The following is a 12,644-nucleotide window of genomic DNA, read 5'->3' on the forward strand; positions in this document are numbered from 1 at the left end:
GTGATGAGCAATTTGTCATGAGCGTGCTGTCATGAGTGAGATGGCATCCGAGCCGATGTGGTCCGATCTGCAGGTCTCGTATCTGCAGGCGTTGGGGCACACCGTGTATCTGGACCGCGACACGGTGGATGCATTGCCTGCGCCTGCCGAGGTGGTCGAGAGCGCGCCGGCAGCCGCGCCGATGCGTGTCGAGCGTGCGGTGCAGGCGCCATCGGTGGCGCACTCTGCGGCGCCTGTCGCACGTCGCACCGCACCGGCTGCACCCGCTGAGGCGCCACGTGCGCCCAACACCGCGCCGTCGGCCGCGCCGCCGCGGCGCAGTCGTGTCGGCCTGCCGGATCGTTTGCAGATCGCGTTGCTGCGCGCTTCCGGCTGCAACCCCGGCGACCCGAATACCCAGGCCTTGATGGCCACCTGGCCGCTGGCCGAGTTGCGTGGCAACCCGGCAGCCAAGCGCGCGCTATGGCCGCAGTTGCGTGCGCTACGGCGGCGTCAGGACCCGGCGTGAGCGCATTGAACGCGCCCCTGCCCACAGCGCTGCGCGCGATGCGCGAGAGCGATCTGGACGTGGTGATGGAGATCGAGCATCGCGCCTATCCGTTTCCGTGGACGCGCAACATCTTTCGCGACTGCCTGCAGGCCGGCTACCCCGGCTGGGTGATGGAGCAGGGTGGCCAGGTCATCGGCTACGGCGTGATCAGCATTGCCGCCGACGAGGCGCACGTGCTCAACGTCTGCATCGCACCAGAAGCCCAATCGCAAGGCCATGGCCGCGTATTGCTGCGCGCGCTGATCAAGGGTGCCTGCGATCGCGGCGCGCGGCGTGCGTTTCTGGAAGTGCGCCCGTCCAACCCCTCGGCGATCGCGCTGTATCACTCCGAAGGCTTCAACGAAATCGGACGGCGCCCACGCTACTACCCCTCCAACACCGGGCGCGAGGATGCGTTGGTGATGGCGATCGAGTTGTTCTTCGAAGGGTTCTCCTGAGCGCCATTGGTAGTTGCTGACCGCGTTCGTCGATGGAGTGCGTTGGCGACAGTTGATGTGATGCGTGCTGATGGCCGCGTGCATCCATTGCTGTTGCGCTGCAGCTCGCGTGCGCAATGTCCATCGCAGCAACAGGCTGCGCCTGCGATCGGATGCCGTTAACCGCATGCCGCCACCGACGATGTCACCGTCCGCAATCAATCGCTCGCCGTCGTTTTGACTCAGGCTGTCGCGTGGTTGCAATCGATGGCATTGCGATGTGCGCAATTGTTGCGTCCGATTGATTGCCCGTCGCGCGTATAGTCCAACGTACAGCGTGCAGCGCCGCGCGCCGCGCTGATCGATGGTGATGTTTTCCATTTTCTGTTTTTCGGTTGCGCTGATCGCATAAGCCCGATCGCAGTGCACGCGTTGCGTTGTCGCTACGTCGCATCGCAACACGCATGGACGTTCAAGAAAACACGCAGCACGTGATCGCAGCGGCACACCGTACTGAACCTGCGTCCATCTGCATTGCGACTCGAATCATGCTGCGCTGCAGTGTCCTTGTCGCTGTCTCCGCGTGTCTTGAACGTAGCGTTTTGTCTTCTCTTGGATGTCTCGCAACCGTTTGCGTGACTGCGCATCCACATCGATACATCGGCTAGATACAAGCGATTGCGATGCTCCTAGTATCGGTTTCGCGGAACTGAACATTACATAGATAAAAAGTATGTTCCGCGCCTGTTAGACGAGGGGTGTGCCGCCGCGCGGCGCATCGAACCTATCCGAGGGAGACATCAAGATGAAGCCGAAATTTTCAACGGCGGCCGCCGCGTCGCTGTTTGTCGGGTCGTTGCTGGTCGTTGGCGTTGCCTGCGCCGATCCTGCACTGGAAGTTGCAACCACTGGTTGGGCAACACAGAACGGTGGGACCAAAGGCGGCTCCAAAGCGGCCGCTGCCAACATATACACGGTCAAGAATGCCGCCGAGCTGAAGAACGCGCTGAAGGCCAGCGTGGGCAGCAACGGACGCATCATCAAGATCAGCGGCATCATCGATGTCAGTGAAGGCAAACCCTACACCAAGACCTCGGATATGAAGGCGCGCGCGCGTCTGGACGTGCCGACCAAGACCACGCTGATCGGCATCACCAGCAACGCGGAAATTCGCGAGGGCTATTTCTACGTCAAGGCCAACGACGTCATCATTCGCAATCTCACCATCGAAAATCCGTGGGATCCGGAACCGGTCTGGGATCCGGATGACGGCAGCGCCGGCAACTGGAATGCCGAGTACGACGGCCTGACTGTGGAAGGCGCCACCAACGTGTGGGTAGACCATGTCACCTTCACCGACGGCCGCCGCACCGACGATCAGAACGGCACCGCCAATGGCCGCCCCAAGCAGCATCACGATGGCGCGATGGACGTCAAGAAAGGCGCCAACTTCGTGACGATTTCCTACTCGGCCTTCAAGTCGCACGAGAAGAACGATCTGATCGGTTCCAGCGACAGCGCCTCCAGCACCGACAGCGGCAAGCTCAAGGTGACCATCCACAACACCTTGTTCGAAAACATCTCCGCACGTGCGCCGCGGGTGCGCTTCGGCCAGGTGCATCTGTACAACAACTACCACGTCGGCAGCACCACCCATCCGGTCTACAAGTTCTCGCACGCGCATGGCGTGGGCAAGGAATCGAAGATCTTCTCCGAGCGCAATGCGTTCGATATCAGCGGTGTGAGCGGCTGCGACAAGATCGCGGCCGATTACGGCGGTAGCGTGTATCGCGATCAGGGCTCGCTGCTCAACGGCAAGGCGCTGACCTGCTCGTGGAATACCAACATCGGTTGGACGCCGCCGTACACCTACAACCTGCTGTCGGCCGACAAGGTCGCTGCAGACGTCAAGGCAAAGGCTGGTGCCGGAAAACTGTGAAGTAGTGCCTCAGTTGCTTTGCTGCAGTGAATGCAGCGATGCGAATGCATCAAGCAAGGCCCGCAGAAAGTGCGGGCGTTGTGCGTTTTGCGCAATGTCCTCATTGATGTCTCGATGGCTCGCGCGACAAGTGAAAATCACGACGTAACGAGTGTGCGGACCATCACTCGGCTTCGGTTCGCTGCGCAGCAGAACGCAAGATCCATGCAATCAATTTCTGAATAGTCGGTTGTGGTTGAGTTTGGTTTGGTAGATTGCGCCCGCCATCGCGATGACGCACAACAAGCGCGGTTATCTCGATGGTCAGCGTGTCTGCCGTAGCCGCACTGCAACGGTGCTGTCGTCAGGCATCTTTTCTGCATGATTGATGGGGACAACATGAAAATCGAATCGAGCAAGTTTCTTGCGCGAGGTGGGATGCTGCGCGCTGCGGTGTGCGTTTGCATGGGATTGGCGAGCATGGCCGCGCACGCCGACCCTGCACGTGAGGCAGCAAAGACGGGATGGGCAACGCAGAATGGTGGAACGCGTGGCGGCAGCGCTGCGGCGATGGCCGACACGTTCTTAGTCAACGATGCGCGCTCGCTCAAGGCGGCCTTGAAGGCCAACGTCGGTGCAGGCGGACGGCTGATCTACGTGCAGGGCGTGATCGATCCGAGCGAAGGCGTGGCGTACACCACCAAGGCCGATATGAAGCTGCGTGCGCGGTTGGATATTCCAGCCAAGACCAGCATCATCGGTGTGGGTGCGGATGCGTGGATCATCGAGGGCTATCTGCTGGTGAAGGGCAACGACGTCATCATTCGCAATCTCAACATCGAAAATCCGTGGGATCCGGAACCGCTGTGGGATCCGACCGATGGCAAGCTGGGTAACTGGAATTCGGAGTTCGATGGTCTGACTGTCGACGGTGCCAGCAACGTGTGGATCGACCACATGGTCTTCACCGACGGACGCCGTCTGGATGACCACAACGAGATCGCCAACGGCCGCCATGTGCAGCATCACGACGGCGCGTTGGACGTCAAGAACGGTGCGAACTACGTGACCATCTCGCATACGTTCTTCGATCACCACGAGAAAAACACCCTGATCGGTTCCACCGACAAGACTGATCGCGGCGATGTGGGCAAGTTGAAGGTCACCATCCACGATTCGTTGTTCAACGCGGTGGCCGCACGCGGGCCGCGGGTACGCTATGGGCAGGTGCATCTGTTCAACAATCTGCATCTGGGCGACAAGTTCGATACGGATTATCCGTTCAACTACGCGCACGGGGTGGCGATTCAGTCGGCGGTATTGTCGGAGAACAACGACTTCCAGATCGGTGGGGCGTCGGGTTGCAAGGACGTAGTGCAGGACATCGGTGGCGGCAAGTACCGCGACCGTGGTTCGCTGCTCAATGGCGCAGCACTGGTGTGTACGCTCGACAGCACGATCGGTTGGACACCGCCGTATAGCTACGGCTTGCTGCCGATCCAGAGTGTGGCAGCGACGGTGTTGGCCGATGTGGGCACGGGTCACCTGTAAGGCGAGTGCTGCGCATTCGACTGCCTAGTTTTGACCGTCTCTGGCATCGGCAAGCTCTAGCAGCGGCAAGACTCGATATCTCTGTCGCTGTGAGCCGATTGAGTGATTTGGGTTCGTCGACTGCAGAACGTCAGGGCTGTGACTCGCTGCAGGGTCCTTGCCCGCCCACCCTCGCGGGACACGCTGCAAGTACGTCCTTCTAAGCCCTTACGCGGCATCCATGCCGCGTAAGGCCCCGCGACGGTGGGCGGGCAAGGGCCAGTCGAGTTGATCGGTGCGCATAGCTTTCAATAAAACAGCCAGCAACCTGTCTGGTGCGGTGTCCTCGCCGATTGCGGGACCGTGTGGCGGCATGGATGCTGCCACCGAGCCTACATGGACGTACTTGCGGCGTGTCCTGCGAGCGGCGAGGGCACCGCGCGCTCGACCATCCGATCGGTCGTTTCTTCGAATACCGACTGCGGTCGCCTGGTGGCGGCGCAGTCAGGTGATCTATTGCGCTAGATCTTGGCGCGTTGCTCGCGCAGACCGGTCAACTGCGTTGTCCAGTCGTTCAAGCGCGCGCGTTCCTGTTCGACCACCACGGCCGGTGCATTTTCCACGAACGTGGCGTTGCCGAGTTTGCCGTTGCACTTGCCGATTTCGCCTTCCACACGCTTGATTTCCTTGTCCAGGCGCGTGCGTTCGGCATCCATGTCGACCAGGCCTTCCAGCGGCACCAGCAGCGTGAGCTCGCCGACGATGGCGGCGGCTGATGGCGGTGCCTCCTGGCCGGCGTCCAGCCAGTCGATCGTTTCTAGCTTGAGCAGGAACGACAGCTGCGAGGCGAAGCGGGCCACGCGGGTGCGATCGTCCTGCGTGCCGGCCTGCAACAGCAGGCGCACCTGCTTGGAGGGCGGCACGTTCAACTCGCTGCGTACGCGGCGCAGCGCCGACACCATCGACTTCAGCCACTCGACATCGGCCTCCGCGCTGGCATAGCCGTGCGTGTCGACATCGCCTGCCTGCGGGAACGTCTGCAACGAGATCGTCGCGGCAGTGATGCCCAGGCGCGGTGCGACCTGCTGCCACAGCTCTTCGGTGACGAACGGTGTGAGCGGGTGCAGCAGACGCAGCAAGGCTTCGAGCACATAGAGCAGCGTGTGGCGCGTGCTGGCAGCATCTTCTGCATGCTCAATCGCTTCCGGCGTGCTGCCTGCAGCGGCCAGCGTGCTGTCCTGCACCGCGCCGTTGAGTGCGGGCTTGGCCAGTTCCACGAACCAATCGCAGAACGCATTCCAGGCGAATTCGTACAGCGATTGGGTGAGCAGATCGAAACGGTAGTTGGCGTAGTGCGCGTGGGTTTCTGCGGTGACCTTGTCCAGACGCGCCAGGATCCACTGCTCCGCTTCGGTGCGCGGCTGCGGCACGCCGGCAAAGCGCGCGCCTTCGGTGTTCATCAGCACAAAGCGCGTGGCATTCCACAGCTTGTTGCAGAAGTTCTTGTAACCTTCGGCGCGGCCAAGATCGAACTTGATATCGCGACCATGCGTGGCGAGTGCGGCGATGGTGAAGCGCAGTGCGTCGGCACCGTGCGCGATGATGCCGTCCGGGAATTCCTTGCGCGTGGCTTTTTCGATCTTGGGCGCATCCTTGGGCTTCATCAGGCCGGTGGTGCGCTTGGCGACCAGCGCCTCGATGCTGATGCCGTCGATGATGTCGAGCGGATCGAGCACGTTGCCCTTGGACTTGGACATCTTCTGGCCTTGCGCATCGCGAATCAGGCCGGTGATATAGACATCGCGGAACGGCACCTGGCCGGTGAAGCTGTCGGTGGCCATGATCATGCGCGCCACCCAGAAGAAGATGATGTCGAAGCCGGTGACCAGCACCGACGACGGCAGATAGCGCTCGAAACCGCGCTCGGCCATCGCGTTCGCATCCGGCCAGCCCAGCGTGGAAAACGGCCACAGTTGCGAGGAGAACCAGGTTTCCAGCACGTCGCTGTCCTGATGCAGCGCGACGTCGGCACCCAGGCCGTGTTTCGCGCGCACCTCGGCTTCGTCATGCCCGACGTAGCAACGGCCCGCATCGTCGAACCACGCCGGAATGCGGTGGCCCCACCACAGCTGACGGCTGATGCACCAATCCTGGATATTCTCCATCCAGTGGCGATAGGTGTTGATCCAGTTCGGCGGCACGAATTTGATCTGGCCGCTTTCGACCAGCTCCAGGCCACGTTTGGCCAGTGCGTCCATCTTCACGAACCACTGGTCGGTGAGATAGGGCTCGATCACCTGGCCGGTACGGTCGCCGCGCGGTACCTGCAGTTTGTGCGGTTTGGTTTCGACCAATACGCCCAGGTCTTCCAGTTCGGACAGCACCAGCTTGCGTGCGTCGTAGCGATCCAGGCCGCGGTAACGCTCCGGTGCGTTGTCGTTGATCGTTGCAGTGACGGTGAACAGATTGATCAACGGCAAGTCATGCCGCACGCCCACCGCGTAATCGTTGAAATCATGCGCCGGCGTGACCTTGACAACGCCGGTGCCGAAGGCACGGTCGACGTAATCGTCTGTGATCACCGGCACTTGCCGGCCGGTCAGCGGCAGCACGATGCGGGCGTTGTGCAGCGTGGCGTAGCGTGTGTCTTCCGGGTGCACCATCACGGCGGTGTCGCCCAGCATGGTTTCCGGGCGCGTGGTGGCCACCACCAGATAATCGCGGGTTTCGCGCAGCGTCTCGTTGCCGTCGGCATCGTGCTCGACGTGCTCATAGGTCACGCCGTCCGCTAGCGGATAGCGGATCGACCACAGGAAGCCGTCTTCTTCGACGTTTTCCACTTCCAGATCGGAGATGGCGGTTTTCAGTACCGGGTCCCAGTTGACCAGGCGCTGGCCGCGATAGATCAGGCCCTGCTCGTACCAGCGCACGAACGCTTCGTTGACCGCGGCCGAGGGCTGCGGGTCCATGGTGAAGGTGCTGCGCGACCAATCGCTGGAGGTGCCCAGGCGGCGCATCTGGCGCTCGATGGTGTCGCCGGATTCGGCCTTCCACTCCCACACCTTTGCGATGAAGCCCTCGCGCCCGAGCGAGTCGCGCGTTTCGCCGTTGCCTTCCAGCGCCAGATTGCGCGACACCACCATTTCGGTCGCGATGCCGGCGTGGTCGGTGCCCACCTGCCACAGCGTGTCGAAGCCGCGCATGCGGTGATAGCGCACTAGCGCATCCATCAGCGTCTGCTGAAACGCATGGCCCATGTGTAGCGTGCCGGTCACGTTCGGCGGCGGCAGCAACACCGTATACGGCTCCCCCTTGCCGGACGGCACGAAATAACCGGCGGCCTCCCACTGCGCGTACAGGCGCGATTCGAAGGAAGAGGGGTCGTAGCTGGAGGCTAGGGTGGTCATAGAGGGGCTGGGATTCGTTGATTCGGGATTCGGGATTTGTTGATTCATGGTGCCGGCAGAGATCACTGGCAGTCCATTGCATCAACCTCAGCGGTGGCGCTGTGGAACGGAGATTGGCTGTTGGGATGCGTCGTTGGAAAGGACTTGTGGATGCGCGCAAAACCGCTCCTGCGAATCCCCAATCCCAACTCCCCAATCCCCGCCCCTCTCACATGTCGTACTTGGTCAGTTCCAGGCCCAGGGCCTTGTACTGTTTCCAGCGTTCGCGCAGCGGTTCGCGGGCGGCGGGGTCGGCGGGCACCACTTCCAGCACCCGGTCGCAGGCGCCCAGATAGGGATCGTCGCGCAGGTTGATCACCAACGGGCGCGAGGGCGCGGCAAACTCCGGGGCGGCGATCAGCACCGGGGCGAGTTCGTCCTCTTCGTCGGTGCCGGCGATCTGGTGCGGAATATAGGCCTCGTCGTCGAACGCCCACAGCAGGTCGTCCAGCGCTTCGGCCTGTTCGGCATCGCGCGCCAGGATCAGCGTGGAGAGATTGGCGTCGTAGGCCTTGCGCGCCAGCTCGCAGACCAGCCGCAGCGGTTCGTTGAGGAAGCGCGGTTTGGCGATCAGATAAAAGTCGGCACGGGGCATGGTCAGATCACGAAACGGAAGGGAAAACAGATTCGGCAACGACGCTGCCGAGCGTGAACAGCAGGCCGGACGCCAGTACCGCCAACAGAAACCCGCCTGTGGCGCGCAGGCGTCGGCCGGCAGGCCGCGAGCGATACAGATAGATGGGGATGAACACCAGCCAGGCCAGCACCATGCCGATGTTGAGCCACATCGGGCGGCGATAGCCGTGCTGGCGGCTGTCGGCCGCCAGCCAGACGAAGATCAGCACCAGCAGCAGCGCAAACCGCACCAGGTCGGCGGCATCGCCGTTCCACCAGCCGGGTAACGCGCTGGCGGCCCCGTCCACCAGCACGAAGCCAGCGATCAGGGCCAGTGCAGCGCGTGGCGACATCAGGCTGCGCGGTCGAGCAACCACTGCGTCAACAGCCCGACCGGGCGACCGGTGGCCATGCCGCGCTTGCCTTCGTCGCTGGCCACGCCGGCGATGTCCAGATGCGCCCAGCGCTGGTTCTCGGTGAAGCGCGACAGGAAGCAGCCGGCCGTGATCGCGCCGCCCCAGCGGCCGCCGATGTTGTAGACGTCGGCGAAGCTGGAATCCAGCAGGCCCTGGTATTCGTCCCACAGCGGCAGGCGCCAGGCGCGGTCGAACACGTGCTCGCCGGCGGCCAGCAGTTCGTTGGCCAGGTCGTCGTGCTTGCTCATCAGGCCGGCGGTCTGGTGGCCGAGTGCCACCATGCAGGCGCCGGTCAGCGTGGCCACGTCCACCAGTGCTTCGGGGTTGAAGCGCTCGGCGTAGGTCAGCGCATCGCACAGGATCAGGCGGCCTTCGGCGTCGGTATTGCCGACCTCGATGGTCTTGCCGGACATGCTGGTGATCACATCCGAGGGACGGTACGCATTGCCGTCGATGGCGTTTTCCACCGCCGGCACCACCACCACCAGATTGATCGGCAGCTCGGCCTTGACCGTGGCCACGAACGTGCCGATGACGTTGGCGCCGCCGCACATGTCGTACTTCATTTCCTCGATGCCGCCCTGCGTCTTGAGGTTGACGCCGCCGGTATCGAAGGTGATGCCCTTGCCGACCAAGACATAGGGGCGCGCGTCGCCGCCGCCGTTCCACTTCAGCACGATCAAGTGCGGGCGGTTGGCCGAGCCGCGCGCCACCGACAGCAGCGAGCCCATGCCGAGCGCTTCCATCTGCGTCTCGTCCAGAATCTCGGCTTCGGCGCCGGGGAACTTGCCGGCGAATGCGGCCGCGGTCTCGGCCAGGTAGGCCGGGGTGCAGTAGTTCGGCGGCAGGTTGCCCAGCTCGCGGGCGAACTCCACGCCCTCGGCGGTGGCCACGCCAACCGCCAGTGCGCGGGCGTCGTCGCCGGCAATCGCCAGGGTGGTCAAGCCGGTCTCGTCGACCTTCTTCTTGCCCAGCGTTGCGGTGTAGCGGTAAGCGGCGTGGTCGCTGACGACGATCGCCTGGCGGATGTTCCAGGCGCTATCGCGCGCCTTGATCGGCAATTCGGTCAGGGTGAGCAGGGCGGTGCCGACCGGGCCGGTCTTCAGCGCGCGGGTCGCATCGCCGATCGCCTTGAGGTAGGGCGCCACGCCGAACTTGCCGGCATCGCCCAGCCCGACCACCAGTACGCGCGGGGCGGCAACGCCGGGCAGGTCGTGCAGTAGGCTGGTGCTGCCGGTCTTGGAGGCCACATCGCCGCGTGCGACCAGTGCCGTCAAACGGCCCTGGCTGGCGCTGTCCAGCGCCTGGGCGGCGGGCGAAAGGGTCTTGTCGGCGAACACGCCAACCACGATGCAGTCGACGTGGGCGCTTGCCGGCGCGTCTTGGTTCAGGGTGAATTGCAGGGCCATTGATCAGATTCCGTAGGCAAATCCGTACAATCGCGGACTGTTTACGCCAACCTGACTAGGCTGGCGATGCCGCGAACGAATCCGAGAGTTTAAAACAAGCCCACCCCATGCCGAAGCTCGATCGATACCTGCTTAGCGATTTCACCCAGAGCTTCCTGGCCACCTTGATCGTGCTGCTGGTCGTCAGCGTGGGCGGTGTGCTGGTGGATATCCTCGGCAATATCGCCGATGGCCGCATCCCCGCTCGCTTGTTGCTGTCTCAGGTGGGCCTGCAATTTGTGGCCTACCTGCCGATCATCCTGCCGTTGGCGCTCATGCTCGGCCTGCTGCTGGCACTGGCGAGGCTGTACCGCGATTCAGAAATGGCCGTGATCACCGCCATTGGTGTCGGCCCGCGGCGCATGTTGCGCCCGATCCTGATGCTGGTGGTGCCGGTGGTGGTGCTGATCGGGCTGTGCTCGCTGTGGCTGGGCCCGTGGGCCAGCCGTACCGCCGAGACCATGCTGGAAGACGCCAACCGCAGCGTGCTGATGGCCGGCCTGGAGTCGGGCAAGTTCACCCCGCTGTCCGGCGGTGGGGTGGTCTATCTCACCACGATCTCGGCCGACGGCAAGGGCCTGGGCAAGGTGTTCATGCAGCGCCAGAAGGACGACCGCATCGATGTGGTCACCGCCGAGCGTGGCGCGATGTTCTTCGAAGGCAAGGCCAACCGCTACCTGCGCCTGGAGGACGGTTACCGCATCGAAGGCCCGGCCGCCGGCAACACCCTGGACTACCGCTTGATGAAGTTCGCCAGCAACGACGTGGCTCTGCCCGACCGCAGCCAGGTGCACGACGCCAACGACCCGGAAGTGATGTGGACCACGCAGCTGCTGTCGGACGAACGCCCGGCCGCGCGCGCGCAGCTGCATGAGCGTCTGGCGCCGCCGCTGCTGGCGCTGGCGTTTGCGCTGCTGACCCTGCCGCTATCGCGCAGTGCGCCGCGGCAGCAACGTTACGGCCGGATCATGCTGGCGTTCCTGGCGTACATGGTGGGTACCAACCTGATGATCGTCGGCACCCAGTGGATCGCCAACGGCAAGACACCGGCCGCGCTCGGTCTGTGGTGGCTGACGCTGCCGCTGCTGGCAGTGGCGATCTGGGCGTATGCACGCGATGGCCGCGTGCGTCGGCCGAGGGTGCGCGCATGAGGCTGATGCCACGGGTACACGATTGGTACGTCGGGCGCGCGGTGCTGTTCACCGTGCTGCTGACCTGGGCCGTGCTGCTGGGGCTGGATCTGGTCAACGCGTTTGCCAGCGAGGCCAAGAACATTGGCCAGGGGAGCTATACCTTTGGTCATGCGTTCGCTTATGTGGCGTACACGGTGCCGCGGCGGGCCTACACCTTGTTCCCCACTGCGGCGGTGATCGGTGCCTTGATGGGCCTGGGTCAATTGGCGGCCACCTCCGAGCTGACCGCCTTGCGTGCGCTGGGCGTGTCGCGCAAGCGGATGTCGGCCTCGGTGGTTGCGGCGATGGCGTTGCTGACCGCCGGCATGGTGATCAGCGGCGAGACCGTGGGGCCTTGGGCGCAGAACCAGGCCGATACGCTCAAGACCAGCGCCCGCTACAACAGCGATATGGCAATGGCGCGTTATTCGGGCCTATGGGCGCGCGAAGGCGATACCTTCCTCAATGCGCTGAGCGGCGAAGAGAAGTTGCTCGACGGCGGCGGTACCGCGCTGGATCTGCACGATGTGCGGCTGTATCACCTCGATGCCGGCGGCCGCCTGCAGCAGCTGACCTATGCGGCATTGGCAGAAAATCGCAATGGCGCCTGGACGCTGCGCCAGGTGCGCCGCGACACCTTCCAGGAGCGCTCGGTGCAGCGCGAAACTTTCCCGGAGCTGCCGTGGCAATCGCAGCTCAGCCCGGCGGCGCTGGCGGCGGGGCTGGCCAAGCCGCGCAACCTGTCCGCGCGCGATTTGGAACAGAGCATCGAGTACCGCCGCCGCAATGGCCTGGACGCGCGCGACTACGAAGATCAGTACTGGAGCCGCTGGTTCTATCCGCTCAATGTATTGGCGCTGTGCCTGGCGGCGATTCCGTTCTCGTTCGGTTCGCTGCGTAGCGGCGGTCTGGGCAAGCGGCTGTTCCTGGGCATCCTGTTCGCGCTGGGCTTCTGGCTGCTGCAGCTGTTCTTCGGCCGCATGGCCGGTGCGCTCAAGCTGGATTACCGCATCGCCTACGCGCTGCCGCCGATGGTGATGCTGGGGGTGTCGGCGTGGTTGTTCCGGCGGCGCAGTAGCTAGAGCGACTAACAAAATTGCGCTCACCGCCAGGTGGCGCTGCCGGTGCTCGGG

The 12,644-nt window shown here is 63.5% G+C and carries 10 protein-coding genes; 6 read left to right on the top strand and 4 right to left on the bottom strand.

Annotated elements, in window-relative coordinates; genetic code table 11:
* Positions 1-31: 31 nt before the first annotated feature.
* From ABS769_RS07795 to ABS769_RS07810, 4 genes are all read left to right on the top strand, one after another.
* Positions 32-508, top strand: coding sequence for an alanine acetyltransferase (locus ABS769_RS07795; protein ID WP_317060001.1), 477 nt, complete (start codon positions 32-34; stop codon positions 506-508).
* Positions 505-987, top strand: coding sequence for a ribosomal protein S18-alanine N-acetyltransferase (gene rimI / locus ABS769_RS07800; RefSeq protein WP_023902533.1), 483 nt, complete (start codon positions 505-507; stop codon positions 985-987). Before ABS769_RS07795 ends, rimI begins: the two co-directional genes overlap by 4 nt.
* A gap of 784 nt (positions 988-1,771) precedes the next feature.
* Complete coding sequence (locus tag ABS769_RS07805) at positions 1,772-2,905, top strand: pectate lyase family protein (protein ID WP_317059999.1); 1,134 nt, start codon at positions 1,772-1,774, stop codon at positions 2,903-2,905.
* Positions 2,906-3,322: 417 nt separating this feature from the next.
* Positions 3,323-4,435, top strand: a complete 1,113-nt coding sequence (locus ABS769_RS07810; protein ID WP_317060110.1) for a pectate lyase family protein — start codon at positions 3,323-3,325, stop codon at positions 4,433-4,435.
* Between the two features lie 500 nt (positions 4,436-4,935).
* Here ABS769_RS07810 and ABS769_RS07815 read toward each other — a convergent pair whose 3' ends face one another.
* From ABS769_RS07815 to ABS769_RS07830, 4 genes are all read right to left on the bottom strand, one after another.
* Complete coding sequence (locus ABS769_RS07815) at positions 4,936-7,821, bottom strand: valine--tRNA ligase (RefSeq protein ID WP_317059998.1); 2,886 nt, start codon at positions 7,819-7,821, stop codon at positions 4,936-4,938.
* Positions 7,822-8,029: 208 nt separating this feature from the next.
* Entirely contained in the window at positions 8,030-8,455 is a 426-nt protein-coding gene (locus tag ABS769_RS07820; protein WP_317059997.1) for a DNA polymerase III subunit chi, read from the bottom strand.
* 7 nt (positions 8,456-8,462) lie between these two features.
* Positions 8,463-8,828 (bottom strand): hypothetical protein, encoded by a 366-nt coding sequence (locus tag ABS769_RS07825; protein ID WP_316693610.1) that lies wholly within the window; start codon positions 8,826-8,828, stop codon positions 8,463-8,465.
* On the bottom strand, positions 8,828-10,300 hold the full coding sequence (locus ABS769_RS07830) for a leucyl aminopeptidase (protein ID WP_176341589.1): 1,473 nt from the start codon (positions 10,298-10,300) through the stop codon (positions 8,828-8,830). Before ABS769_RS07830 ends, ABS769_RS07825 begins: the two co-directional genes overlap by 1 nt.
* Positions 10,301-10,407: 107 nt before the next feature.
* Between ABS769_RS07830 and lptF the strand changes: the two genes are divergently transcribed.
* Together lptF and lptG are read left to right on the top strand one after the other, a co-directional pair.
* Positions 10,408-11,490, top strand: coding sequence for an LPS export ABC transporter permease LptF (lptF, locus tag ABS769_RS07835; RefSeq protein WP_006448521.1), 1,083 nt, complete (start codon positions 10,408-10,410; stop codon positions 11,488-11,490).
* The gene (gene lptG / locus ABS769_RS07840) at positions 11,487-12,593 is read left to right on the top strand and encodes an LPS export ABC transporter permease LptG (RefSeq protein WP_168957132.1); all 1,107 of its coding nucleotides are present in this window, start codon (positions 11,487-11,489) and stop codon (positions 12,591-12,593) included. Before lptF ends, lptG begins: the two co-directional genes overlap by 4 nt.
* The last annotated feature ends 51 nt before the right edge of the window (positions 12,594-12,644 follow it).

It is taken from the genome of Xanthomonas hortorum (assembly GCF_040279205.1).
GTDB classification, from domain to species: domain Bacteria; phylum Pseudomonadota; class Gammaproteobacteria; order Xanthomonadales; family Xanthomonadaceae; genus Xanthomonas; species Xanthomonas hortorum_F.